25 protein-coding genes and 2 pseudogenes are annotated in these 25,865 nt (G+C 39.8%); 23 read left to right on the top strand and 4 right to left on the bottom strand.

What is annotated here, in order from left to right; translation table 11 throughout:
- Positions 1 to 73: 73 nt before the first annotated feature.
- Together EAL04_RS06800 and EAL04_RS07945 are read left to right on the top strand one after the other, a co-directional pair.
- A complete protein-coding gene (locus tag EAL04_RS06800; protein WP_120974206.1) occupies positions 74 to 388 on the top strand; it encodes a DUF3519 domain-containing protein in 315 nt (104 codons plus the stop codon).
- Between the two features lie 285 nt (positions 389 to 673).
- The gene (locus EAL04_RS07945; protein ID WP_162982520.1) at positions 674 to 826 is read left to right on the top strand and encodes a hypothetical protein; all 153 of its coding nucleotides are present in this window, start codon (positions 674 to 676) and stop codon (positions 824 to 826) included.
- 303 nt (positions 827 to 1,129) lie between these two features.
- Here EAL04_RS07945 and EAL04_RS06790 read toward each other — a convergent pair whose 3' ends face one another.
- Positions 1,130 to 1,861, bottom strand: a complete 732-nt coding sequence (locus EAL04_RS06790) for an NYN domain-containing protein (RefSeq protein ID WP_000646774.1) — start codon at positions 1,859 to 1,861, stop codon at positions 1,130 to 1,132.
- Positions 1,862 to 1,992: 131 nt separating this feature from the next.
- Here EAL04_RS06790 and ruvC point away from each other — a divergent pair, with 131 nt between their 5' ends.
- Positions 1,993 to 2,466: a crossover junction endodeoxyribonuclease RuvC gene (gene ruvC, locus EAL04_RS06785; protein ID WP_033584174.1), complete on the top strand. Its 474-nt coding sequence runs from the start codon at positions 1,993 to 1,995 to the stop codon at positions 2,464 to 2,466.
- Here the strand turns inward: ruvC and EAL04_RS06780 are convergent, their stop codons facing one another.
- Positions 2,467 to 4,842 (bottom strand): TonB-dependent receptor, encoded by a 2,376-nt coding sequence (locus tag EAL04_RS06780; RefSeq protein ID WP_120974203.1) that lies wholly within the window; start codon positions 4,840 to 4,842, stop codon positions 2,467 to 2,469.
- A gap of 323 nt (positions 4,843 to 5,165) precedes the next feature.
- Here EAL04_RS06780 and EAL04_RS06775 point away from each other — a divergent pair, with 323 nt between their 5' ends.
- The 3 genes from EAL04_RS06775 to EAL04_RS06765 all read left to right on the top strand — a co-directional run bounded on the left by EAL04_RS06775 (position 5,166) and on the right by EAL04_RS06765 (position 8,011).
- Positions 5,166 to 6,683, top strand: coding sequence for a catalase (locus EAL04_RS06775; RefSeq protein ID WP_120974201.1), 1,518 nt, complete (start codon positions 5,166 to 5,168; stop codon positions 6,681 to 6,683).
- 150 nt (positions 6,684 to 6,833) lie between these two features.
- Complete coding sequence (locus tag EAL04_RS06770) at positions 6,834 to 7,709, top strand: twin-arginine translocation signal domain-containing protein (protein ID WP_120974199.1); 876 nt, start codon at positions 6,834 to 6,836, stop codon at positions 7,707 to 7,709.
- Positions 7,710 to 7,795: 86 nt separating this feature from the next.
- Positions 7,796 to 8,011 (top strand): hypothetical protein, encoded by a 216-nt coding sequence (locus EAL04_RS06765; RefSeq protein ID WP_120974197.1) that lies wholly within the window; start codon positions 7,796 to 7,798, stop codon positions 8,009 to 8,011.
- A 58-nt stretch (positions 8,012 to 8,069) separates the two neighbouring features.
- Here EAL04_RS06765 and EAL04_RS06760 read toward each other — a convergent pair whose 3' ends face one another.
- A complete protein-coding gene (locus EAL04_RS06760; RefSeq protein ID WP_001937592.1) occupies positions 8,070 to 8,399 on the bottom strand; it encodes a zinc ribbon domain-containing protein YjdM in 330 nt (109 codons plus the stop codon).
- Between the two features lie 191 nt (positions 8,400 to 8,590).
- Here EAL04_RS06760 and cdh point away from each other — a divergent pair.
- The 15 genes and pseudogenes from cdh to gmhA all read left to right on the top strand — a co-directional run bounded on the left by cdh (position 8,591) and on the right by gmhA (position 21,998).
- A pseudogene (cdh, locus tag EAL04_RS06755) lies at positions 8,591 to 9,484 on the top strand (CDP-diacylglycerol diphosphatase).
- Positions 9,485 to 9,692: 208 nt separating this feature from the next.
- On the top strand, positions 9,693 to 11,849 hold the full coding sequence (gene flgE, locus EAL04_RS06750) for a flagellar hook protein FlgE (protein WP_000946430.1): 2,157 nt from the start codon (positions 9,693 to 9,695) through the stop codon (positions 11,847 to 11,849).
- A 58-nt stretch (positions 11,850 to 11,907) separates the two neighbouring features.
- A complete protein-coding gene (hypA, locus tag EAL04_RS06745) occupies positions 11,908 to 12,261 on the top strand; it encodes a hydrogenase/urease nickel incorporation protein HypA (protein WP_000545280.1) in 354 nt (117 codons plus the stop codon).
- Positions 12,262 to 12,267: 6 nt separating this feature from the next.
- Positions 12,268 to 12,729 (top strand): nickel-binding protein Mua, encoded by a 462-nt coding sequence (gene mua / locus EAL04_RS06740; protein ID WP_120974193.1) that lies wholly within the window; start codon positions 12,268 to 12,270, stop codon positions 12,727 to 12,729.
- Positions 12,729 to 13,811: a lipid-A-disaccharide synthase gene (gene lpxB, locus EAL04_RS06735; protein WP_120974191.1), complete on the top strand. Its 1,083-nt coding sequence runs from the start codon at positions 12,729 to 12,731 to the stop codon at positions 13,809 to 13,811. Before mua ends, lpxB begins: the two co-directional genes overlap by 1 nt.
- A gap of 40 nt (positions 13,812 to 13,851) precedes the next feature.
- Positions 13,852 to 14,346 carry a transcription elongation factor GreA gene (gene greA, locus EAL04_RS06730; RefSeq protein ID WP_001031343.1) on the top strand — a complete coding sequence of 165 codons (495 nt, stop codon included), beginning with the start codon at positions 13,852 to 13,854 and terminating at the stop codon, positions 14,344 to 14,346.
- Positions 14,336 to 14,773 (top strand): dUTP diphosphatase, encoded by a 438-nt coding sequence (dut, locus tag EAL04_RS06725; protein ID WP_000694128.1) that lies wholly within the window; start codon positions 14,336 to 14,338, stop codon positions 14,771 to 14,773. The genes greA and dut overlap by 11 nt, the downstream gene beginning before the upstream one ends.
- Positions 14,770 to 15,426 carry a hypothetical protein gene (locus EAL04_RS06720; protein WP_120974189.1) on the top strand — a complete coding sequence of 219 codons (657 nt, stop codon included), beginning with the start codon at positions 14,770 to 14,772 and terminating at the stop codon, positions 15,424 to 15,426. The genes dut and EAL04_RS06720 overlap by 4 nt, the downstream gene beginning before the upstream one ends.
- A gap of 4 nt (positions 15,427 to 15,430) precedes the next feature.
- On the top strand, positions 15,431 to 17,104 hold the full coding sequence (gene pgbB / locus EAL04_RS06715) for a plasminogen-binding protein PgbB (RefSeq protein ID WP_120974187.1): 1,674 nt from the start codon (positions 15,431 to 15,433) through the stop codon (positions 17,102 to 17,104).
- 4 nt (positions 17,105 to 17,108) lie between these two features.
- Entirely contained in the window at positions 17,109 to 17,780 is a 672-nt protein-coding gene (locus EAL04_RS06710) for a type III pantothenate kinase (RefSeq protein ID WP_120974185.1), read from the top strand.
- Positions 17,771 to 18,526, top strand: coding sequence for a sulfite exporter TauE/SafE family protein (locus EAL04_RS06705; protein WP_120974183.1), 756 nt, complete (start codon positions 17,771 to 17,773; stop codon positions 18,524 to 18,526). The genes EAL04_RS06710 and EAL04_RS06705 overlap by 10 nt, the downstream gene beginning before the upstream one ends.
- Entirely contained in the window at positions 18,513 to 19,037 is a 525-nt protein-coding gene (gene gmhB, locus EAL04_RS06700) for a D-glycero-beta-D-manno-heptose 1,7-bisphosphate 7-phosphatase (RefSeq protein ID WP_162982519.1), read from the top strand. The genes EAL04_RS06705 and gmhB overlap by 14 nt, the downstream gene beginning before the upstream one ends.
- Before the next feature lie 9 nt (positions 19,038 to 19,046).
- Entirely contained in the window at positions 19,047 to 20,039 is a 993-nt protein-coding gene (rfaD, locus tag EAL04_RS06695; RefSeq protein ID WP_120974181.1) for an ADP-glyceromanno-heptose 6-epimerase, read from the top strand.
- A complete protein-coding gene (gene rfaE1 / locus EAL04_RS06690; RefSeq protein WP_120974179.1) occupies positions 20,036 to 21,427 on the top strand; it encodes a D-glycero-beta-D-manno-heptose-7-phosphate kinase in 1,392 nt (463 codons plus the stop codon). The genes rfaD and rfaE1 overlap by 4 nt, the downstream gene beginning before the upstream one ends.
- The gene (gene gmhA, locus EAL04_RS06685; RefSeq protein ID WP_120974177.1) at positions 21,420 to 21,998 is read left to right on the top strand and encodes a D-sedoheptulose 7-phosphate isomerase; all 579 of its coding nucleotides are present in this window, start codon (positions 21,420 to 21,422) and stop codon (positions 21,996 to 21,998) included. The genes rfaE1 and gmhA overlap by 8 nt, the downstream gene beginning before the upstream one ends.
- 23 nt (positions 21,999 to 22,021) lie before the next feature.
- On the opposite strand, the gene EAL04_RS06680 is transcribed toward gmhA, so the two are convergent.
- Complete coding sequence (locus tag EAL04_RS06680) at positions 22,022 to 22,999, bottom strand: GMP reductase (protein ID WP_162982518.1); 978 nt, start codon at positions 22,997 to 22,999, stop codon at positions 22,022 to 22,024.
- 197 nt (positions 23,000 to 23,196) lie between these two features.
- Between EAL04_RS06680 and EAL04_RS06675 the strand changes: the two genes are divergently transcribed.
- Both EAL04_RS06675 and EAL04_RS08155 read left to right on the top strand, forming a co-directional pair.
- Positions 23,197 to 24,798 (top strand): ABC-F family ATP-binding cassette domain-containing protein, encoded by a 1,602-nt coding sequence (locus tag EAL04_RS06675; protein WP_120974173.1) that lies wholly within the window; start codon positions 23,197 to 23,199, stop codon positions 24,796 to 24,798.
- Positions 24,795 to 25,738: pseudogene (locus EAL04_RS08155) on the top strand (HrgA protein). Before EAL04_RS06675 ends, EAL04_RS08155 begins: the two are co-directional and overlap by 4 nt.
- Positions 25,739 to 25,865: the final 127 nt, after the last annotated feature.

Raw genomic sequence — 25,865 nt, 5'->3', positions numbered from 1 at the left:
GCACTAGACATGCTTGATAAAGCTAGTACACTTTGAAATTTTAACATAAAAAATTAAACACAAGGAGTAAGGAATGAAAAGCATCAAAAAGCCTCACCTTGACCATACACAAGCCCTTGCGTCTTATGTGTCAGGGTCTATTGGCACACTTAAAGTGTTTTTAGTGTGGGTTAGAAAATTATTCTCTAACCCACGCCTTAATGATATTAGCGCAAAAACATTAAACAATAGAAATAGTGAATTAGTTTTAAAAACAATGTTCAAGAGTAACGGAGATTATAAGAATAACAAAGCTTACAAAGAATTTTCAAGCACCTCACTCAACGCTAATGCGAAAGTGCCTCATAGGTCGAGTTCCCATGGTGGTGCTACAGAAAATCTTATATAAAAACCACTAACAAGTCAATGAGTGAAAAATGAATTAATCTTAAAAACGATGTACCAATCAAAGCTTTAATACAAGACACCAAACCCTCTAAGGGGCAACCATAGGTCGAGTTCCTATAGCGATGTCTGTAAGAATGCTACCATAAAAACCACAACAAAGCCAAAGAACGACCTAAATCTTTTCAAGGAGAACGCAAGGAGAATGAATGAAAACAAAAAATGACATTAAAGCAGAGATGAACAAGGCGGACATTATCCACTCTTTCATTCCGCAGGATAGCTGAAAATGCTAAAAAGCAATGAGTTGGCTACCATTGAAACTATAAAACAAAAAATTAAATTAAATAAGTCAAGGAAGTTAAGAAATGAAAACACGAGCGAAAGCTATAACCAAATCCTAGAAAAAGCGAGAACGATAATGGATAAGGCGAATGATTAAAGAGTGAGTGGGTTATTGCAAGGTTTGAAGCAGATAAAACAAGGAATGGGCTAATTGAGTCGCCTTTAGCGCCAAATTACAAGGGGAAAGATACTAATCCCCTAAACCTTGATAACCCCAATCCTACCACAAAAAAATAAGCAAGAAGTAACGAACTACCCTAATTTACCCAGTGAGTATGAGAAAAATAAGCCTAAAAACCCCTTTAAAAATTTTGACTTTGTCCTAATCAAACGCCAATAATTGAGTTTTTAAAAAATGATTTTTTAAACTCTATAAAAATGAAATAACCCTTTTTATGGTTTAGTTTAAAGCCCAGTTGGTTTTAGTGAGATTTTCTCTGATGGAAAACAGCTTGTCTTTGACTTCGTTACTGCTCAATTTCCTCACTTTATCCGAATTGTATTTCAAATCCTGACTAAGAAGAGACAACCTGTTAGACAAATCGGCAATATCCACCCTTAACCCCTCATCTCTGGCTAATTTGAGCGCTGGGATTAGATCCGTATCTTTTGAAAATATCAAAATCCTATCAGCTATTTTTTTAAAAGCTATTCTTTGAATGTCAAGACCCATGAGCATATCCACCTGTTTTTGTTCTAATAACGCCCTATAACTCCCATCAAACTCCACTCTTATTGCGTTTAACTTAGTCCTCCCTAACCTTAATTCCACTTGATCCAATGAAGCCAGATCGTGTTGGAAATTTTCCACATCGCTATAAATCTTCTCCCATTTAGTCGCTTCACTGCTTTGTAAGATCTCTTCAATGTCGCTGCTGGTGAAGATTTTCATTTCTGTTCCCGGATTTTTTTCATTTTGGAGGGTGTCATTCCTCTTATCCCATAACGCATGTTCAAAATCAAAAGGTGGGGTGGTATAAAAGTAAATACGACTGATCCATTCATCATCCAGTAAAAAAGCCCTAATAGTAACGATCACATCTAAAGCGATATTGTAATTAACGCATTTTGTTTGTTTGATATCGCGCCTGAAATTCTCCCAATCCACTAGTATGATTGTGTTTGCTTTCATTTATTGCTCCCTTATTTATACGCTAAATTTTTTAAAAGTTCTTAATGCAATCTTGTATTTTGTGCCAACAAGAAACATGGATATAATAATAGCGTTTTTTAAACCTTGCAATTAAATAATAGGAATGATTGATGCGTATTTTAGGAATAGACCCAGGCAGCAGGAAATGCGGGTATGCTATCATTTCTCATGCTTCTAACAAGCTTTCTTTAATCACGGCCGGGTTCATCAATATCACCACGACACGCTTGCAAGAACAGATTTTAGACTTGATAGAAGCCTTAGATTGCTTATTGGATCGTTACGAAGTTAATGAGGTAGCGATTGAAGATATTTTCTTTGGGTATAACCCAAAAAGCGTGATCAAGCTCGCGCAATTCAGGGGGGCGTTGTCTTTAAAGATTTTAGAGAGGATCGGAAATTTTAGCGAATACACGCCCTTGCAAGTCAAAAAAGCCCTAACCGGTAACGGGAAAGCCACTAAAGAGCAAGTGGCCTTTATGGTCAAACGCTTGCTTAACATCACAAGCGAAATCAAGCCTTTGGATATTAGCGATGCGATAGCCGTTGCTATCACGCATGCGCAACGCTTAAAGCCCCACTAATCACCATTTGTAAGCCACTTCAAAGCGCGCGTTAAAACCAGGCTCTGCGATCGCTCTTTTAATAGCGTCAGTGCTTGGCATATCTGGGCTCATGACATAGGGGCTTGTTTGATCCACATAGAATTTGTTGAAAACGTTATTAAACACGGCTGAAAGCAGCAAACCCTTCCAGCGGCTTTTGGTTTTGGGGCTCCAATTGATATAAAAATTACTCACGCCATAGCCCGGTTTGTGCATATGCACTAACCCCAATTGGGATCCGCATTTGGCTAAATCGGTAGGGGTTTTGGGTTTCTCAGCCGTCCCGTAATCAGGCAAGTAAATATCAAACCCGCAATAATCTAAACCGGTAACAAAGCGGCTAAGCCATGCAAGATTGATCCCTGTTTTGGGGATGGTGTAATCCAATTTAATGATAAAAACATTACCGGTGCTTGCGGCAAGCTCATAGCTGTCCGCCATTAAATACCCCCTAGTGGTGGGCCAAGTGCGCGAGATCCCCACGTTCAAGCTCACGCCCTTGTATCTAAAAGTCCCACCCACTTCATAGCCATAAATCCTAATCGCTTGATTTAAATTGGTTACGATCAAATTTTGCGCATATTGTGAGATGAAATTATCCAAAGCTTGATAAAACGCCGCAGCCCTCCCGCTAAAATACTGGCTTGAATAATCAATATTAAATTCAGCGTTAGAACCCACTTCAGGCTTGATATTTTTAGCGTATCGTAAATCGTTTTGGCGCATATACACGCCATCTCCTGGCATCACCCCCCTTGTAACTTGAGAATAAGTGATTTTTAAAGATAAAGGCTCAATGGGGCTTAGCACAAGGGCCGCGCTAGGGCTAAAGCCTTGAGTGTAGCGGTGGTTCCAATCTTTATCATAAAGCGTGTATGCATCCCATCTTACCCCGGCTCCAAAAGTGATGATTTTATGAGGCGAGTAGTTCGCTTGCACATAGCCTCCATAAATATTCCCGTTCGCTTTCCCTCTTTGGCATAAAGTAGGGTCATTGGGGTTATTATCCACAAGACTGCAAGCGATTTGTTTTTGCCCTTTATCATCGGTATAAACTTGATTAGGCCTGTATAATTCTGATTTGGGGATACGAGCGTCAAAAACGCTTAAATTTTGGTAGTTGAATCCGTATTCAAAAAGGCTGTCTGTGGCTTCATCAATCACATGCGCGAATTTAAGGTTTAAGCCGGTGTTGTTTAAAAACAAATTCCTAGGCTGTGAGCTTGGTTTATCCACATCAGAAAAGCTTGGGGTGCAATATCCGCCTTCAACGCATGGGTAATTTTCTCTTTCCCATGCGCTCGCTAAAGAAGTGGGGAATTTAGCATAAACGCCATTAGGATCAAATAAAGGATCAAACTGAGCGTTCCTGATGCTTGTATAAAGGGTAAAATCTAATCGTGGGTCGCCAAAAGAATTTCCCGCTTCCCTTTTGTATTGTAATGAAAGATTATTAGCGCTATTAATAGAGTGATACAAATACCTTGTGAAACTATCTAGCACATTAGGACACCCTTGAGCGCCATCAGGGCTAAAGGGGGCTTCACAAGGATAGGCTAACCCTATAGCGTTACTCCTTAAAGGGCGTGTAGCGTTATCTCGTGTCATGTTCCAGCTGAAAGTGAGCGTGTCTCTGTCGCTCAAATAGCCATTCATTTTAATTAAAGCGTTGTTTTGTTCGCTAGGAGTTCCTGGCTCTTTATCGGCTTGTGTGGGTTTGAAAAGGTTTTTCATCGCTGTAGCGCCGCTCCTATAATAGAAAATATTTTGATGCGTGTAGTAAGCGATAATGTCAAAATGTGTGCTTTGATAAGCCGATCTAAAAGTTTCTCGATCGCCAAAATTGGTATAAAAACTCACCGCCCCGCTCGCTGCATAATTTTTCCCCCTAGGGATAAAATCAGCCGCTCCTTTAGTCTCCATTTTAATCACTCCCGCAATCGCTCCTGGCCCCGCGCTCGCATTCGCCGCGCCTTTAGTCACTTCCACGCTTTTGAGCATGCCAGGGTCAATCACGGTGTTGCCTTGGTGGTGGTAGATATTGCCATTTTGCGCAGCCCCATCCACTGTAACCCTTAAAAGCCTGTCTTCAATGCCTCTCACATAGATTTTCTGCCCCATCACGCTCCCTCCGCCCACATTCACATCAGGGTTAGTCCTAAACAGGTCTTTGACTTCATTGCTTTGGCGTTGATCCAATTCTTTAGAAGTGACTTTAAACTCATTATTGTAAGTGAAAATCCTTTTGGCTTGGGTGGTAACCTTATTTAAAGTGTGCTCCTCGCTATAGCAAGTCTCAGTGAGTAGGGGTAAACATAAAGCGTATCTAAGCTTTGGGTATGATCTTAAAAACATCCAACAACTCTCCTTAAATTTAAAAATTCAAAAAATAAAAATCAAAAAAAAAAAAAAAACAAAATCCGCTAAAACATTGAGATAGAATAGTATGATAATTATTATTAAAACTAGATTAAAAATAAAATTTTGTTTTTAATCTTTCTTATTTTCATTAATTGTTACGAATAGAAATACTTAAGGGGGTTTTTTATTCTTAAAAAAAAGATTTTTTAAGGAAATTGAATCTCGTTAGTCTTTGTATAACAAATTATGTAATAATCACCACAAGTAATTGGCCTAGTGTCGGATTACGAAGATTTAAGATCATAAAAGGAAAAAAGATGGTTAATAAAGATGTGAAACAAACCACTGCTTTTGGTGCTCCCGTTTGGGATGACAACAATGTGATTACGGCCGGCCCTAGAGGTCCTGTTTTATTACAAAGCACTTGGTTTTTGGAAAAGTTAGCGGCGTTTGACAGAGAAAGAATCCCTGAAAGGGTGGTGCATGCTAAAGGAAGTGGGGCTTATGGCACTTTCACTGTGACTAAAGACATCACTAAATACACTAAAGCGAAAATCTTCTCTAAAGTGGGTAAAAAAACCGAATGCTTTTTCAGATTTTCCACTGTGGCTGGTGAAAGAGGCAGTGCGGATGCGGTAAGAGACCCCAGAGGTTTTGCGATGAAGTATTACACTGAAGAAGGTAACTGGGATTTAGTAGGGAACAACACGCCTGTTTTCTTTATCCGTGATGCGATCAAATTCCCTGATTTTATCCACACTCAAAAACGAGATCCTCAAACCAATTTGCCTAACCATGACATGGTATGGGATTTTTGGAGTAATGTTCCTGAAAGCTTATACCAAGTAACATGGGTTATGAGCGATAGAGGTATCCCTAAATCTTTCCGCCACATGGATGGTTTTGGTAGCCACACTTTCAGTCTTATCAATGCGAAAGGCGAACGCTTTTGGGTGAAATTCCACTTTGAAACCATGCAAGGCGTTAAACACTTGACTAACGAAGAAGCCGCAGAAGTCAGAAAATACGATCCGGATTCCAATCAAAGGGATTTATTCAATGCGATCGCTAGAGGGGATTTCCCAAAATGGAAATTAAGCATTCAAGTGATGCCAGAAGAGGATGCTAAGAAGTATCGATTCCATCCGTTTGATGTAACTAAAATCTGGTATCTCCAAGATTATCCATTGATGGAAGTGGGCATTGTGGAGTTGAATAAAAATCCTGAAAACTACTTCGCAGAAGTGGAGCAAGCGGCATTCTCTCCGGCTAATGTCGTTCCTGGAATTGGCTATAGCCCTGATAGGATGTTACAAGGGCGCTTGTTCTCTTATGGAGACACACACCGCTACCGCTTAGGGGTTAATTATCCTCAGATACCGGTTAATAAACCCAGATGCCCATTCCACTCTTCTAGCAGAGATGGTTACATGCAAAACGGATATTATGGCTCTTTACAAAACTATACGCCTAGCTCATTGCCTGGTTATAAAGAAGATAAGAGCGCGAGGGATCCTAAGTTCAACTTAGCTCATATTGAGAAAGAGTTTGAAGTGTGGAATTGGGATTACAGAGCTGATGATAGCGATTACTACACCCAACCAGGTGATTACTACCGCTCATTGCCAGCTGATGAAAAAGAAAGGTTGCATGACACTATTGGAGAGTCTTTAGCTCATGTTACCCATAAGGAAATTGTGGATAAACAATTGGAGCATTTCAAGAAAGCTGACCCCAAATACGCTGAGGGAGTTAAAAAAGCTCTTGAAAAACACCAAAAAATGATGAAAGACATGCATGGAAAAGACATGCACCACACGAAAAAGAAAAAGTAACTCTTTTCTTTGAGCGTTCTTATTTTTTAGGGACGCTTTGTCTTTCACAATTTAGGTTTTTGGATACTCATCAGTTCTTTAGGGTTGGTGGTGTGTCCTACTTTTTCATTCATTCAACGAATTTAAAAATTACAATAAAGAGTTATAGTTATGAAACGAAGGGATTTTATTAAAACGACTGCTTTAGGCGCTATAGGTGCTGTTTTAGGAGCACAGATTTTGCAGGCAGAAGAAAGCAAAGGGAGTGCTGCAAAATATAAAATAGAAGCTCAATACAGCATTGATTTTGATTCTGCAGAACACACTTCACTTTTCATTCCCATGCCAAGTGTTGTAGCGAGCAATGTGCATTTACAAGGCAATCATGCCAGCTATAAAAGCATGCTCAATTTTGGAGTGCCTTATTTGCAAGTGGATTTTTTAAAAAGCGCTCAAAAAAAGCAAGTCCATTTGTCTTATGAGATCGCTAGCTATCAATTGAATGAGCGTTTGTTTGAAACGAGCGATTTTGTAGCAATGGGGCGTTATGAAAGAGACGATGCGAGCGTGGCTAACATTGCCAACCAGCTCAAGGGAACAACCCCTAAAGAAAGCGTTCGCAATTTTTATGCGTTCATCAAGCATGAGATGCCTAAGAGACAAAAGGCTCTAGAGGGTAAAGAAAATTTACCTAAACGAGATAGTTTGCCTTGGTTTGCAACCATTTCACAAGAGAGCATGTTTGTGTCCTTATGCCATGCGTGCGGGATTAAAAGCGCTGAAGTGCAAGGCTTGAAACTAGGTCAAAACAGCGTGGTGAAAAACGCCCCTAGAGTGGAAGTGTATTTGAAAGATTCATTTCTAGCGTTTGATTTTCAAAATAACCACAAGGAAGTCTTTATCCCATTGAATCGTCATAAAGACATGCAGTTAGATTCTGCCTTATTGGCGACTTTTGGCGATGCCTTTGCCCTTGTGGATGGTAGGGATTTAGGCAATTACGAGAGCAAACTTTTTGAAAAAAGAGTGTCCTATACGATTGTCTAAAGGTATGAGATTTAGGAATATTCCTTGATAGCGGGCTTTCCTTTTTAGGGAGAGTTTGCAAAAAGGGTTTATAAAGGGTTGTCTTTATGCGAGAATTTTTTAAGAAACTTGGCACAGAATACACTTCCAAGCTGTTTTTGGTTTATTGGCTTAGATGGATGTTGAGCACGTTGGTGATGTTGCCTTTTATGGAGATTTTTTATTATTTCAATTTTCCGTTGTGGCTCAATCTTTTCTTGGGGCAAACCATTGGAGCGGTGATTTTTTTCAAGCTGGACAAGTTGATTTTTTCTAAAAAATAGTTGTTTTTATAGGGCTAGAAAGTCCTTAAACTTTCTTATTTTTAAGCTTTTGTATTTCCTAAGCTTTTTTAAGGAATTCAGATTTTAAAGACAAACTCTGCCCTTCCACTTTACAATCCACATTGTGATCGCTATTGACAAGTTTGATGTTTTTGATCTTGGTGCCTTTTTTAAGCACTAAAGATGAGCCTTTAACCTTTAAATCCTTAATGAGAATGACCGAGTCCCCATTTTGTAAAAGATTATTATGGCAATCTTTAACGATCAATTCTTCATCATTAGCTTCATTTTCATTCCATTCATACAAACAGCTAGAGCAAACCAATTGCGTGCCATCATGGTAGGTGTAGGCATCGTTGCATTTAGGGCATGGGGGTAAATCTTGCATGATAATTATCCTTATCGTGGCATTAGCACTACCATGTTATCTAAATCAAGGTTATAAAACGCTTTATTTTGATAAGTATCAACCCCCTAAGATCGCATGGCGAAAAATTATCGCCTGCTTAGTGCAAGCTATTTAATTTTTTAAAAAAATCTTTTAGCATTTTTTAATGTTATCAACTTAAGTTTTTCTCGTTGGTATTCAAAAAGCTCTTTTTAAAATAGGTTACTAAATGTTACTAATAAGTCAAAATTCATTAAAATAATCATAATGATTAAAGATTTTAACCGCTATTGTAGAAAAATAACGAGAGAGTTTGTAAAAACTCCAATTAAAAACAAGGAGCGAAAAAGATGAAAAAAGCGGGCTTTCTTTTTTTAGCGCTGATGGCTATCGCTGTTATGAGTTTAAACGCTAAAGATCCGAATGTGTTGCGTAAGATTGTTTTTGAGAAATGTTTGCCTAATTATGAGAAAAATCAGAATCCTTCGCCATGCATAGAAGTCAAACCCGATGCCGGCTATGTGGTTTTAAAAGATATTAACGGCCCGTTGCAATATTTGTTGATGCCAACAACTCACATTAGCGGTATTGAAAGCCCTTTGCTGCTTGATCCTTCTACGCCTAACTTTTTTTACTTATCCTGGCAAGCGCGTGATTTTATGAGTAAAAAATACGGCAAACCCATTCCTGATAGCGCGATTTCTTTGACGATCAACTCTAGCAAAGGGCGATCGCAAAACCATTTTCACATCCATATCTCTTGCATTAGCCTTGATGCGCGCAAACAGCTGGACAATCATCTAAAAAAAATCAACAGCCGTTGGTCGCCATTATCAGGTGGCTTGAACGGGCATAAATATTTGGCGCGTCGGGTAACAGAGAGCGAACTAGCGCAAAAAAGCCCGTTTGTCATGCTTAATAAAGAAATGCCTAACGCGCACAAACGCATGGGGGACTATGGGCTAGCGGTGGTGCAACAGAGCGATAACTCCTTTGTCTTATTAGCGACACAATTTAACCCATTGACTTCAAATCGCGCTTCAGCTGAAGAGATTCAAGATCATGAATGCGCGATTTTGCGCTAAAGCGAGTTAGACTCTTAAATTTGAGCGATAAGCTTTAAAAAGCGTAATTAAGGGGTGGTGTTACAAAACCCCTATTTCCTTATGAATTTGACTGATTTTTTGATTGACAAAACTTTAAAATCCGCAACCAATCATTCTAAAAAGCCATTTAGGAACAACTTTTGCTTTATTTTGCATAGATTGAATTTCTTTAAATTAAAGGATAACCATGCTTAGGTCTTTATGGTCTGGTGTCAATGGGATGCAAGCCCACCAAATCGCTTTGGATATTGAGAGTAATAATATTGCGAATGTGAATACCACTGGGTTTAAATATTCTAGGGCTTCTTTTGTGGATATGCTCTCTCAAGTCAAACTCATCGCTACCGCGCCCTATAAAAATGGGTTGGCAGGGCAGAATGACTTTTCTGTGGGGCTTGGGGTAGGCGTGGATGCGACGACTAAAATCTTTTCACAAGGCAATATCCAAAACACAGATGTCAAAACCGATCTAGCGATTCAAGGCGATGGCTTCTTTATCATTAGCCCTGATAGGGGGATCACACGCAATTTCACTAGAGATGGGGAGTTTCTTTTTGACTCGCAAGGGAGTTTGGTTACCACCGGCGGGCTTGTGGTGCAAGGGTGGGTGAGAAACGGGAGCGATACCGGCAATAAAGGGAGCGATACGGACGCTTTAAAAGTGGATAACACCGGTCCTTTAGAAAATATTAGAATTGATCCTGGAATGGTGATGCCAGCTAGAGCGAGTAACCGCATTTCTATGAGAGCGAATTTAAACGCTGGAAGGCATGCGGATCAAACAGCGGCGGTATTCGCTTTAGATTCTTCAGCCAAAACCCCTTCAGATGGCATTAATCCGGTGTATGATTCAGGCACGAATCTAGCTCAAGTCGCCGAAGACATGGGATCTTTATACAATGAAGATGGCGACGCTCTTTTATTGAATGAAAACCAAGGGATTTGGGTGAGCTATAAGAGCGCCAAAATGGTTAAAGACATCCTCCCTTCCGCAGAAAACAGCACGCTTGAGTTGAATGGGGTTAAGATTTCTTTCACGAACGATTCAGCGGTGAGCCGGACTTCAAGCTTAGTAGCAGCCAAAAATGCGATCAATGCAGTCAAAAGCCAAACAGGGATTGAAGCTTATTTGGACGGCAAGCAATTGCGTTTGGAAAACACCAATGAATTAGACGGCGATGAAAAGCTTAAAAACATTGTGGTCACTCAAGCCGGGACCGGGGCGTTCGCTAACTTTTTAGACGGCGATAAAGATGTAACGGCTTTCAAATACAGCTACACGCATTCTATCAGCCCTAATGCGGATATTGGGCAGTTTAGGACCACCGAAGACTTGCGTGCCTTAATCCAGCATGACGCTAATATCGTTAAAGATCCTAGTTTAGCGGACAATTACCAGGACTCAGCCGCTTCTATAGGGGTTACAATCAACCAATACGGCATGTTTGAAATCAATAATAAAGACAATAAAAATGTCATTAAAGAAAATCTCAATATCTTTGTGAGCGGGTATTCTTCAGACAGCGTAACGAACAATGTTTTGTTTAAAAACGCGATGAAAGGGCTTAACACCGCTTCTTTAATTGAAGGGGGAGCGTCAGCGAGCAGTTCTAAATTCACCCACGCTACCCATGCGACAAGCATTGATGTGATAGACAGCTTAGGCACTAAACACGCCATGCGCATTGAGTTTTATAGAAGTGGGGGGGCGGAATGGAATTTTAGGGTGATCGTGCCTGAGCCTGGGGAATTAGTAGGGGGGTCAGCGGCTAGGCCTAATGTGTTTGAAGGAGGCCGTTTGCGCTTCAATAATGACGGATCGCTTGCAGGCATGAACCCGCCTCTTTTGCAATTTGACCCTAAAAATGGCGCTGATGCCCCCCAACGCATCAATTTAGCTTTTGGTTCCTCAGGGAGTTTTGACGGGCTAACGAGCGTGGATAAGATTTCTGAAACTTATGCGATTGAGCAAAACGGCTATCAAGCGGGCGATTTGATGGATGTCCGCTTTGATTCAGACGGGGTGCTTTTAGGGGCGTTCAGTAATGGTAGGACTTTAGCGCTCGCTCAAGTGGCTTTAGCGAATTTCGCTAACGATGCGGGCTTACAGGCTTTGGGCGGGAATGTCTTTTCTCAAACTGGAAACTCAGGGCAAGCCTTAATCGGCGCGGCTAATACGGGGCGTAGGGGTTCAATTTCAGGATCCAAACTAGAGTCTAGTAATGTGGATTTGAGCCGGAGTTTAACGAATTTGATCGTGGTTCAAAGGGGGTTTCAAGCGAACTCTAAAGCGGTAACCACATCCGATCAAATCCTTAACACCCTATTGAATCTCAAGCAATAAACCAAAGGATTACTCTAATACAATATAATAGGAGCCAATTTAAAGATTAAGGTTTAGTATGCATGAATACTCGGTCGTTTCTTCTTTAATCGCTCTTTGCGAAGAGCATGCGAAGAAGAATCAAGCCCATAAGATTGAAAGAGTCGTGGTCGGTATTGGTGAAAGAAGTGCTATGGATAAGAGCTTGTTTGTGAGCGCGTTTGAGACTTTTAGAGAAGAATCTTTGGTGTGTAAAGACGCTATTTTAGACATTGTAGATGAAAAGGTTGAATTAGAGTGTAAGGATTGTTCGCATGTTTTTAAGCCTAACGCATTAGATTATGGGGTGTGTGAGAAATGCCACAGCAAGAATGTCATTATCACTCAAGGCAATGAAATGCGTTTGTTGTCTTTAGAAATGTTAGCGGAATAAAAACCGATGCAAGAAGAATTGAACGCTTACCAGCAAGAAATTGAAGACACTAGGGAAGTTTTAAAAAAAATCCGTTTGGAATTGAAGCAAGTCCAAGAAATCTTGCGTAAGAAAAAGAGCGTTTTAAAAGGTTTGAAGCAAGAAATCTATCAAAAGAAATTAGAAAAAGAAAACTCCCGCTCAAACAAAGAAGTGCAAAATACAGAAGAAGAATGGATTTTTCCTAAAGCCCTTGAAGAAGTGGAAGTTTATGCTAAAGACAATCAGGTTATTATGGCTAAACCATGTAAGCGTTTATTCAATGAAGGGCTTTACTTGCAATACCGCAGCGTTTTGCGCGAAAACAGGCTTTTAAAAAACCATCTCTCTAAAAAAGATTTTGAAAATTCGTTACTCAAAATTGAATTGAGGGATTTGCACAAAGAAATCAAGCTCTATCAAGTCCAAAACCTTTTGAAAGACAAATAATGCCCACGATTTTAGTGAGCGCTTTAGAAGCGAGTTCTAATGTTCATTTAGAGGAGTTACGGTGCAATTTGCCCAAAGATTATCGTTTTATTGGGGTGTTTGAAAGCAAAGACGCGCTTTATAGCCCTAGAGAATTTTCTGTCATGGGTTTTAGAGACGTGATAGGCCGTTTGGGGTTTTTACTCAAAGCCCATAAAGAAATGGTCCAATTAGCCAAACAAGCGGACTTGGTGCTTTTAATGGATTCTTCTTCTTTCAATATCCCCCTAGCCAAAAAAATCAAAAAACAAGATCCGCATAAAAAAATCATGTATTATATTTTACCGCAAGTTTGGGCATGGAAAAAATGGCGCGCTAAAAGCCTTGAAAAATACTGCGACTTTTTGGGGGCGATTTTGCCTTTTGAAGTGGGCTATTACCAAAAAAAAGCCCAATATGTGGGACACCCTTTACTAGATGAAATTAAATATTATAAAAAAGATATTAAGGGCGAAACTCTGGTGTTTATGCCAGGAAGCAGGAAAAGCGAAATCGCTAAAATGTTCCCTTTGTTTGTCAAAGCGGCTCAAATTTTAGAACAAAACGAAGGGTTTAAAAGGCGTGTGTTAGTCGTGCCGAGTTTCTTTAAGGGGTTGGATTTGAAAGCCCTTTATGGAGAAGACATTCAATTATTTGAAATTTCTTATGATGCGCATAAGAGTTTGTTTGAAGCGGAGTTTGCGTTCATTTGCAGCGGCACAGCGACTTTAGAGGCCGCTTTGATTGGCACGCCTTTTGTGTTAGCGTATAGGGCTAAAACGATGGATTTTTTGATCGCTAGAATGTTGGTCAATTTGCATTATATAGGTTTAGCGAACATCTTTTATAACGCCCTAAATAATGAAACTCCAGGGCTTGGGGAGAGCCAATTGCACCCGGAATTGATCCAGCATTTTTTGAGCGTAGAGGGTTTGTTAAAAGCGTATAAAGAAATGGATAGAGAACGCTATTTTAAAGAAAGTTTGAGATTAAGGGAATATTTAAAACATGGGAGTGCGAGAAAAGTCGCCGAAGAGGTGGCTTTTTTGCTGAATTTAACTTAATTTTTACTATAATCTCTACTGAATAAGCTTAGGAGATTAAATGAATAAAGAACCTATGAGTATGCATGGATACAATAAGATTTGCGCGGAATTAAAGCAATTAAAAGAGGTGGAACGGCCTAATATTGTGAAAGAAATTGATATTGCTAGAGGGCATGGAGACTTGAAAGAAAACGCTGAATACCATGCCGCTAAAGAAAAACAACGCTTCATTGAAGCGAGAATTGTGGATTTAAGCGAAATTGTCGCTAACGCTCAAGTGATTGATCCGAGCGTTTTAGCCCATAATAAAGTGAGTTTTGGGAGCACGATTAAAATCCTTAATTTGGATAACGATAAAGAGTTTTCTTATACGATAGTAGGGAGCGTGGAGAGCGATCCGGCTAAAGGGTTAATCTCTTTTGGTTCGCCGATCGCTAAGAGTTTGATCGGTAAGAGCAAGGGTGATGCGGTGAGCATTCAATTGCCCAATGGCGAGAGCGATTTTGAAATTTTAGACATTTATTATAAAGAGATTTGTTTTGATGAAAATTAAAATCCAAAAAATCCACCCAAACGCCCTTATCCCTGAATACCAAACCGAGGGTTCTTCAGGTTTTGATTTGCATGCTGTAGAAGAAGTGATGATCAAACCTCATAGCGTGGGGTTGGTGAAAATAGGGATTTGTTTGTCTTTAGAAGTGGGGTATGAATTGCAGGTGCGCACCCGTAGCGGTTTGGCTTTGAATCATCAGGTGATGGTATTAAATTCCCCTGGCACGGTGGATAATGATTATAGGGGCGAAATTAAGGTCATTTTAGCGAATTTGAGCGATAAAGATTTTAAAGTTCAAGTAGGGGATAGGATCGCTCAAGGGGTGGTTCAAAAAACTTATAAAGCCGAATTTATAGAATGCGAACAATTAGATGAAACTTCAAGGGGTAGCGGAGGATTTGGCAGCACAGGAGTGAGCAAGGCATGAATATTAAGGAAAATTTAGAACAAGTTAAAAACGAATTCAAAAGCGATGAAAAGCTTTTAGAGGGGGCGTTTAGATTAGAAAAGTTTTTCAAACGCTACAAGTGGGTGTTGTTGTTTATCGTGGTGGCTTTTATCGCTTATTTAGGGGATACGAAATTGCAAGATTATAAGCATGAGCAAACTAGAGAGCGGATCACTCAAATTTATAACGAAGTGCTAGAGAGTCCTAATAATATAGCTTTGCAAAAAAGATTGAAAGAAGTCGCCCCAGAGTTGTATGATTTGTATCAGTTCGCCAGAGCGAGTGAAAGAAACGATGCAAACGAGTTTAAAAAACTTTCGCAATCTTCTAATGAAATCGTTAAAGTGTTCGCCCAATATTCTTACGCATCGCTCTCTAGAGATAAAAACTTGCTCGGAAAAAGCCCCATTCTTAAAGAAATGAGCGCTTTACAAGAAGTGAACTTGTTGTATGAAGAAAATTCTAAAGACGCGATCAAAAAAGCGCATCAAAGTTTATCCACTATCCCTCTAAGTTCTTCACTCTATGCTATAATCTCTGTTTTAAAACACTATGGAATGTTAGAAGATATTCAGCAAAACCCTTCCAAACCAACTAATCTAAAAAAAGAAACTATTCAAGGAACGCATTGATTTGATGAATAAACCATTTTTAATCTCACTCATAGCCCTAATTGTCTTTAGCGGCTGTAACATGAAAAAATACTTCAAACCCGCTAAACACCAGATTAAAGGTGAAGCGTATTTCCCTAACCATTTGCAAGAGAGTATCGTTTCGTCTAATCGTTATGGAGCCATTTTGAAAAATGGGGCGGTTATAGGCGATAAAGGTTTAACGCAGCTAAGAATCGGTAAGAATTTCAATTATGAAAGCAGTTTTTTAAATGAGAGTCAGGGGTTTTTCATCCTTGCGCAAGATTGTTTGAACAAGATTGATAAAAAAACAAGCAAAAGCAAGGTGGCTAAGACTGAAGAAACGGAATTGAAATTAAAGGGCGTTGAAGCGGAAGTCCAAGATAAAGTCTGTCATCAAGTGGAATTGATTAGCAATAACCCTAACGCCAGCCAACAATCTATCATCATTCCTTTGGAAACTTTTGCCTTGAGCGCGAGCGTTAAAGGGAATCTTTTAGCGGTGGTGTTAGCGGACAATTCAGCGAATTTATACGACATCACTTCTCAAAAATTGCTTTTTAGCGAAAAAGGTTCCCCAAGCACCACGATCAATTCTTTAATGGCGATGCCTATTTTTATGGATACGGTCGTGGTGTTCCCTATGCTAGATGGACGCCTGTTGGTCGTGGATTATGTGCATGGAAACCCTACGCCTATTAGAAACATTGTTATCAGCAGCGATAAGTTTTTCAACAATATCACTTACCTTATCGTAGATGGCAATAACATGATCGCTTCTACAGGGAAAAGAATACTCTCAGTCGTGAGCGGTCAAGAGTTCAACTATGATGGGGACATTATAGATTTGCTCTATGATAAGGGGACTTTATACGTGCTCACGCTAGACGGGCAGATTTTGCAAATGGATAAGAGTTTGAGGGAATTAAACAGCGTGAAACTGCCCTTCGCTTCGCTCAACACGATTGTGTTAAACCATAATAAATTGTATTCTTTAGAAAAGCGTGGGTATGTGATAGAGGTGGATTTGAATGATTTTGATTCGTATAATGTCTATAAAACGCCAACTATAGGCAGTTTTAAGTTTTTTTCATCCAATCGTTTGGATAAAGGGGTGTTTTATGATAAAAATCGGGTGTATTATGACCGCTATTATTTAGATTATAATGATTTTAAACCAAAACTTTATCCCATTGTGGAAAAACCGGCATCTAAAAAATCTCAAAAAGGCGAAAAAGGGAACGCTCCTATTTATTTGCAAGAAAGACATAAAGCTAAAGAAAAGCCTTTAGAAGAAAACAAAGTTAAGCCAAGAAATAGCGGGTTTGAAGAAGAAGAAGTTAAAACCAGAAGGCGCGATATGGAGCCTATTAACAATCAAAATAACGCTATCCAAAAAGGCATAAAAGAAAATCAAGAAAACAAAAACGCTCCTGCTTTAAAAGAGGGTAATGAAAAAGGCGCAGAAAACGCTCCTGTTTCAAAAGAGAGTAACGCTTTTAAAGAAGCGCCAAAACTCAGCCCTAAAGAAGAAAAACGCCGCTTGAAAGAAGAAAAGAAAAAAGCCAAAGCCGAACAAAGAGCGAGGGAATTTGAACAAAGAGCGAGAGAGCATCAAGAAAGAGATGAAAAAGAGCTTGAAGAAAGAAGAAAAGCTTTAGAAATGAATAAGAAGTAGGTCTATGCCAGCTAGGCGATCTTTTACAGATTTGAAAAACCTAATTTTATGCGATATAGGCAACACGCGCATCCATTTTGCACAAAACTATCAGCTCTTTTCAAGCGCTAAAGAAGATTTAAAGCGTTTGGGTATTCAAAAGGAAATTTTTTACATTAGCGTGAATGAAGAAAATGAAAAAGCCCTTTTGAATTGTTACCCTAACGCTAAAAATATTGCAGGATTTTTTCATTTAGAAACCGACTATATAGGGCTTGGGATAGACCGGCAAATGGCGTGTTTGGCGCTAAATAATGGCGTGGTGGTGGATGCGGGGAGCGCGATTACGATAGATTTAGTCAAAGAGGGCAAGCATTTAGGAGGGTGTATTTTACCCGGTTTAGCCCAATACACCCATGCGTATAAAAAGAGCGCTAAAATTTTAGAGCAACCTTTCAAAGCCTTAGATTCTTTAGAAGTTTTACCCAAAAACACCAGAGATGCTGTGAATTACGGCATGGTTTTGAGCGTCATCTCTTGTATCCAGCATTTAGCCAAAGATCAGAAAATCTATCTTTGTGGGGGCGATGCGAAGTATTTGAGCGCGTTTTTACCTCATTCTGTTTGCAAGGAGCGTTTGGTTTTTGACGGGATGGAAATCGCTCTTAAAAAAGCAGGGATACTAGAATGCAAATGATGCATCATTTGAGTTTTTTGGGCATGTTTTTAGCCGCTTTGAGCATGTCTTTAGGGCATTGTGTGGGCATGTGTGGGGGGATTGTGAGCGCGTTTAGTCAAATAAGATTTTCTAAAATTACGAGCTTTTCTTACCAGCTCACTTGCCATGCCCTTTATAATATAGGGAGGATCAGCACTTACATGCTTTTAGGGGCTATAACGGCAGGTTTAGGGCATAGTCTTAGCGTGGGCATGGGCTTTAGGGGTGTTTTATTGATGAGCATGGGGATTGTTTTGATCTTTTTAGCGCTCTTGGGAGCTAAAGCGGAAAAATTAAGCTTTCAAATCCCTTTCATCTCTTTTTTGATGAAAAAAACCTTGCAATCTCAAAACATTCTAGGGCTGTATTTTCTAGGCGTGCTGAACGGGTTTTTGCCTTGCATGATGGTGTATTCGTTTTTAGCGAGCGTGATTCTCAGTCATAGCGCGTTTATGGGAGCGATGCTAGGCCTTTCTTTTGGGCTTGGCACCAGCGTGCCGTTGTTTTTAATGGGGGTTTTTTTAAGCAAAATTTCTACCTCTTACAGGAAATTTTTCAATCTTTTGTCTAAAGGCTTAATGGGGGTTTTTGGGCTTTATGTCCTTTATATGGGGATCATGCTCATTAGCCACCAAACACCCCATATAATGCACCACAAAAGCGATATGATGCGCCATCAAAATAACGCTACACCACAGCAAGAAAGCCACCATGATCACCACTAACAAAGCCCTTTTTTTAGACAGAGACGGCATTATCAATATTGATAAAGGCTATGTGAGCCAAAAAGAAGATTTTGAATTTCAAAAAGGGATTTTTGAATTGCTAAAGCATGCGAAAACTTTGGGCTATAAATTGCTTTTAATCACCAACCAATCCGGGATCAACCGGGGCTATTACACCCTTAAAGATTTTGAAAACCTCACCGAATACCTCCAAGAAAGCTTGCTCAAAGAATTAGGTTTTAATTTGGATGGCGTCTATTTTTGCAGGCACGCCCCAGAAGAAAATTGCGCTTGCAGGAAGCCAAAACCCTTTTTGATTTTACAAGCCGCTAAAGAGCATCAAATTTGCTTGGAGCGATCTTTTATGATAGGCGATAAAGAGAGCGACATGTTAGCCGGCTTGAACGCTAAAGTTAAAAATAACCTTTTATTGACTACAAATTTTTTAAAAACTCCTCATTCTTGGATACAATGTAAAGATCTTAAAGAGATGATTGATTGGATTAAATAAGGATAAATTATGCGTTATATTGATGATGGATTAGAAAATCAAACGATTTTAATCACCGGTGGGGCTGGCTTTGTAGGCAGTAATCTGGCCTTTTATTTTCAAGAGAACCACCCTAAAGCTAAAGTAGTCATTTTGGATAAGTTTCGCAGTAACACGCTTTTCAGTAATAACCGCCCCAGTTCTTTAGGGCATTTTAAGAATTTAATCGGTTTTAGGGGCGAAGTGATCATCGCTGATATTAATAACCCCTTAGATTTAAGGCGTTTAGAAAAGTTGCATTTTGATTATTTGTTCCACCAGGCCGCTGTCTCTGATACGACCATGCTCAATCAAGAATTAGTGATGAAGACCAACTATCAGGCTTTTTTAAACCTTTTAGAAATCGCTCGATCAAAAAAGGCTAAAGTGATTTACGCTTCTTCAGCGGGCGTTTATGGCAACACCAAAGCCCCCAATGTGGTAGGCAAAAACGAAAGTCCTGAAAACGTTTATGGCTTTTCCAAGCTTTGCATGGATGAATTTATTCTTTCGCATTCAAGCGATAACATTCAAGTGGGCTTAAGGTATTTTAATGTCTATGGGCCTAGGGAATTTTATAAAGAAAAAACCGCTTCCATGGTTTTGCAGCTCGCTTTAAGCGCGATGGCGTTTAAGGAAGTCAAGCTTTTTGAATTTGGCGAGCAATTAAGGGATTTTGTCTATATTGAAGATGTGATCCAAGCGAATGTGAAAGCGATGAAGGCTCAAAAAAGCGGGGTTTATAATGTGGGTTATTCACAAGCCAGGAGTTATAATGAAATCGTTAGCATTTTAAAAGAGCATTTAGGGGATTTTAAAGTGAGCTATATTAAAAACCCTTATACTTTTTTCCAAAAGCACACCCAAGCGCACATTGAACCCACTATTTTAGATTTAGATTACACCCCTTTATACGATTTAGAAAGCGGTATTAAAGATTATTTGCCCCATATCCATGCGATTTTCAAAGAACAATGCGCATGAAAAAAATTTTAGTCATAGGCGATCTGATCGCTGATTATTATTTGTGGGGGAAGAGCGAACGGCTTTCGCCTGAAGCCCCTGTGCCTGTTTTAGAAGTCAAAAAAGAGAGTAAGAATTTAGGCGGAGCGGCCAATGTGGCTAATAATCTTATCTCTTTAAAAGCTAAAGTCTTTTTATGTGGGGTGGTGGGCGATGATTTAGAGGGCAAGCATTTCATTAGCGCTTTAAAAGCAAGAGGGATTGACACTTCAGGCGTCTTAATAGATAAAACCCGTTGCACCACGCTTAAGACGCGCATCATCGCGCAAAACCAGCAAATCGCGCGCGTGGATAAGGAAATCAAAGACCCCTTAAACGCTGATTTAAGAAAAAAACTTTTAGATTTTTTCACAGAAAAAATCCAAGAAATAGATGGCGTGATCCTTTCAGATTACAATAAGGGCGTGTTGGATTTTGAACTCACTCAAAAAATGATCACTCTGGCCAACCAACACCACAAGCTCATTTTATGCGACCCTAAAGGGAAGGATTATAGCAAATATTCCCATGCGAGTTTGATCACGCCTAATCGCGCCGAATTAGAGCAAGCGCTCCATTTGAAATTAGACAGCCATGCGAATTTATCAAAAGCGCTCCAAATCTTAAAAGAAACTTATCAAATCGCCATGCCTTTAGTAACTTTGAGCGAACAGGGCATCGCTTTTTTAGAAAAAAACGAGTTAGTCAATTGCCCCACTATCGCTAAAGAAGTTTATGATGTAACGGGGGCAGGCGATACGGTGATAGCGTCTTTAACGCTTTCTTTATTAGAATCAAAAAGCCTAAAAGATGCTTGCGAGTTTGCCAATGCGGCTGCGGCGGTGGTGGTGGGTAAAATGGGGAGCGCGTTAGCGAGTTTAGAAGAAATCGCTTTGATTTTGAACCAAACGCACCCTAAAATCCTCCCTTTAGAAAAGCTGTTAGAAACTTTAGAACACAACCAGCAAAAAATCGTTTTCACCAATGGCTGTTTTGACCTCCTCCATAAAGGACATGCGAGCTATTTGCAAAAGGCTAAAGCTTTAGGGGATATTCTTGTTGTGGGGTTAAATAGCGATGATTCCATTAAAAGGCTTAAGGGGGATAAACGCCCCATAGTGAGCGAAAAAGACAGAGCGTTTCTTTTAGCGAGTTTGTCTTGCGTGGATTATGTTGTGGTGTTTGAAGAAGACACACCCATAAAATTGATTCAAGCCCTAAAGCCTGATATTTTAGTCAAGGGAGCGGACTATCTCAATAAGGAAGTCATAGGGAGCGAGTTGGCTAAAGAAACCCGTTTGATAGAATTTGAAGAAGGTTATTCCACAAGCGCTATCATAGAAAAAATTAAAAGGACACATAATGATTGATGATTTGATTCAAAAAGAATTTTTAGCCCATAAGGAAGCGTTAGAAAAAAGCTTAGAAAGTTTGCAAGAAGCGTTAAAGCAAAGCGTTCATCTTTTGATAGAAACTTTAGAAAATCAAGGGAAGATCCTTATTTGCGGTAATGGGGGGAGCGCGAGCGATGCGCAGCATTTTGCCGCTGAATTGACCGGGCGCTATAAACTAGAAAGGAAAGGCTTGAGCGCGATAAGTTTAAGCACGGATACCTCAGCCCTTACCGCCATTGCGAACGATTATGGTTATGAAGAAGTGTTTGCCAGACAAGTGGAAGCGTTGGGGGTAAAAAATGATGTTTTGATAGGGATTTCTACAAGCGGTAATTCCAAAAATGTCCTAAAAGCTTATGAAAAAGCCAAAGATTTAGGGATGAAAACGCTTAGTCTAGCGGGGCGTGATGGGGGGAAAATGAAGCCTTTAAGCGATCTGGCTTTGATTGTCCCTAGTGATGACACCCCACGAATCCAAGAAATACACATTCTTATGATCCATATCTTATGCGATTGCATTGAGAGGCATTTCGCTCGTAAAAATTAGCTTTATTGTTTCATTGATCTTTTTTAGATTGTGTCCCCATTGAAAATTGAATTTTTCACAATCACATAATCCACTTTTCGAATCGCTTCAAGGTCTCTCCCACCCACATAGGAGATTGAAGATTGCAAATCTTGATGCATTTCAACCAGCGTGTCTTTTAACGATCCTTTATGTTGGATCCAAATTTTCTTACCTTCAACATTTTTCTTTTCACCTTTTTGGAACTCTGATGCCGAACCGAAATATTCTTTATATGCGACACCATTTTCTATTTTTGTTTCTCCAGATGATTCTTCATGCCCTGCAAAAAGCGAGCCAATCATTACCATTGTCGCGCCAAAGCGTATGGATTTTGCAATATCCCCATGCGCACGAATGCCGCCATCTGCAATAATGGGTTTTCTTGCTGCTTTAGCACACCACCTAAGAGCCGCTAGTTGCCAACTACCCGTGCCAAAGCCTGTTTTGATTTTAGTGATACACACTTTCCCAGGCCCGATGCCAACTTTCGTAGCGTCAGCACCGGCGTTCTCTAATTCACGGACTGCTTCTGGCGTGCCAACATTCCCGGCAATCACAAAAGTTTCGGGCAAACGCGTTTTGATGCGTTGGATCATTTCAATGACAGAATTTGAATGGCCATGCGCAATATCGATCGTGATATAGTCTGGCGTTAATCCTTGTTTGGCCAACTCTTCTATCAAAAGATATTCTTCCTTTTTCACCCCAACACTGATGGAGCTGATCCATTGGCGTTTTTTCATTTTTTTGACAAACGGGATTCTTGTCGATCCATCAAAACGGTGCATGATGTAGAAATAGCCATTTTCTGCTAGGAATTCTGCGATCGGTTCGTTGATGATTGTTTGCATGTTGGCTGGGACTATGGGCATTTTAAACGCATGTTTGCCTAGAATAACGGTCGTATCGCACTCTGAACGGCTATTCACGATGCATTTATTAGGAATGAGTTGGACATCTTCGTAATCAAACACTTTCAATGACATGATCCTTTTTTGCTTTAAAACATTATTTTTACCTTAATTTGAATAAAAAATCAAGAGGAAATGATATAGGCTCGATCAAATTTTGGGCGTCAAAGACCTTATGAATAACCATAATAAGCAAGGGATACAATATTGTAAAGAAAACGCTACAATAAACTTTCTCTAATCACAAAAAATAAGGAAATCACAAGATGCTGCAAACCATCAACTTAACGCAACGCTATGCGACTAAAAAATTGTTTGAAAACGTGAATATCAAGCTGGATAAAAACAAACGCTATGGGCTTATTGGGGCTAATGGGGCAGGAAAGTCCACTTTTTTAAAGATTTTAAGCAAGAGCATTGATTGTAGCAGTGGGGAAGTCATTATCACAAGCGGCATGAGGATGGGGGTTTTAGGGCAGGATCAATACGCTTTTGAAGATTTGAGCCTTAAAGATGCGGTTTTGATAGGCAATAAGCGTTTGTATGACGCTATCAAAGAAAAAGAGCGCTTATACACCGAAGGCGATTTGAGCGATGATAAAGTGAATGCGAGACTAGGGGAGTTAGAAACCATTTGCGTAGAAGAAGATCCCATGTATGAATGCGAAGTGGTGATTGAAAAAATCCTAGAAGATTTAGGCATTCCTAGCTCTAGGCACAACGATTTGATGAAAACCTTGCCAAGCAGCGATAAATTTAAAATCCTTCTCGCTCAAGTCTTGTTCCCTAAACCGGATATTTTGCTTTTAGATGAGCCTACGAACAACCTGGATTTAAACGCCATTGAATGGCTAGAAAACAACCTCAAACGCCATGAAGGCACGATGGTAGTCATCAGCCATGATAGGCATTTTTTAAATGCGGTATGCACGCACATTTTGGACTTGGATTTCCACAGCGTGCGCGAATTTAGCGGGAATTATGACGATTGGTATATCGCTTCTACTTTGATGATTAAACAGCAAGAGGCCGAACGCAATAAAAAACTCAAAGAAAAAGAAGAGCTAGAAAAATTCATCGCGCGCTTTAGCGCTAACGCTTCTAAAGCCAAGCAAGCCACAAGCCGCCAAAAACAACTGGATAAATTAGACATTCAAAGTTTAGCGGTATCTAGCAGGAGGGATCCTAGCATTATTTTTAAACCCAAACGCACCATTGGGAATGAAGCTTTAGAATGCGAAAACGTCTCTAAAAGTTATGACGGGCAAATGGTTTTAAATCAAGTGAGCTTGAAAGTGATGCCTAAAGATAAAATCGCCCTCATAGGGCCAAATGGTGTGGGTAAATCCACGCTTTGTAAAATTTTAGTAGAAGAGTTAAAGCCGGATAAGGGCGTGGTGAAATGGGGAGCGACGGTTTTAAGAGGGTATTTCCCTCAAAACGTGAGCGAAGAAATTAGCGGCGAAGAGACCTTGTATCAATGGCTTTTTAATTTCAATAAAAAGATTGAAAGCGCAGAGGTGAGAAACGCTTTAGGGAGGATGCTGTTTAATGGCGAAGAGCAAGAAAAGTGCGTGAACGCTTTAAGTGGGGGCGAAAAACATAGAATGGTTTTATCCAAACTCATGCTAGAGGGGGGGAATTTTTTAGTCCTAGATGAGCCAACCAACCATTTGGATTTAGAAGCCATTATCGCTTTAGGAGAAGCGCTCTTTAAATTTGATGGGGCAGTGATTTGCATAAGCCATGACAGAGAGCTCATTGATGCGTATGCTAATAGGATTATTGAATTAGTCCCAAGCCCTAAAGGCGCTCAAATCATTGATTTTAAAGGCAGTTATGAAGAGTATTTAGCGAGCAAAAAATGAAACCGCAAGACATTGAAATCGTTCAAAGCGTTTTAGAGATTACAGGACCGATTAGCCCTACTAAAGTGTATGATAAAGCCAAAGAGCTTTTTGAAAAAGGCGAGATTACAAAAATGTTTGATTATGGGGGCAACACACCACACCAAAGTGTTAGATCCCTTATTTATACGGCTCTAAACAAGGGCGAAGAACTACCCTTTTTTAAGGTGCAAGAAAAGCCGGTTTTAATCGCTTTAAAAAGCGCGGCTAAAGAGCCGGTTTTAAACATTGAAAAAATAAGCGCTCCAAGCGCTAAAATCGCGCATAATAAAATCATGCATGAAAGGGATTTGCACCCCTTTTTAACTTACATGGCTATTCATAATGAAAATTTGAAATGCTACACGAAAACCATTTTTCACGAAGAGAGCGTGAAATCGCCAAAAGGCATGGATAGGTGGCTTTATCCGGACATGGTGGGGGTTAGGTTTTTGCACGCTGAATTGTCTAATGAAAATTTAATCGCTTTTTCTAAGAAATTTGACACTTTGCCCGTTAAAGCTTTGAATTGAAAAAAGAAATCAGCGTGAATAATTGCAGGGAGTGTTATTTTCAAGCGATTTCTAACAGCTCTAATGAGGGGTATTTGGTGGGCCGTCATATTGATACGCACAATCCCCAACTCATGGATTTGTTGAAGCGTTTGCATGCGAGTTTTGGGATTGGCGTGATTGATTTAAGAACTGATGAGGACAAAAGCGCTATCTTATTGAACGCTAAATACAAAGAAAAAATTGATTACACTGTGGCTTTAGAGCTTAGCGAGAAAAATCCAAAATTCAGCGGTTTTTTAAAGAGCGTTGTGGATTATGACCCAAATTACCAACACCGCTATAAAGATGAATTTGATGAGGTTAAAAAGAAAGAGGAGTTATACCCTAACTCATCGCTTTCTTTTTAAAAATGAGATTTTAAAAAACGCTTTAAGCGTTTTTGTAAAAAATAGCAAAGAGCTTGATTTTAATCAAGCGATAGCTTATTGAAAAAGCGGTCTTGGGGGTTAGGGGGTTTCTTAAGGGGGTTAAGGG

The organism is Helicobacter pylori (genome assembly GCF_003638305.1).
GTDB classification, from domain to species: Bacteria; Campylobacterota; Campylobacteria; order Campylobacterales; family Helicobacteraceae; genus Helicobacter; species Helicobacter pylori_DJ.
The sequence above is the reverse complement of the archived record's forward strand: the minus strand, read 5'-3'. Positions and strand labels throughout refer to the sequence as shown.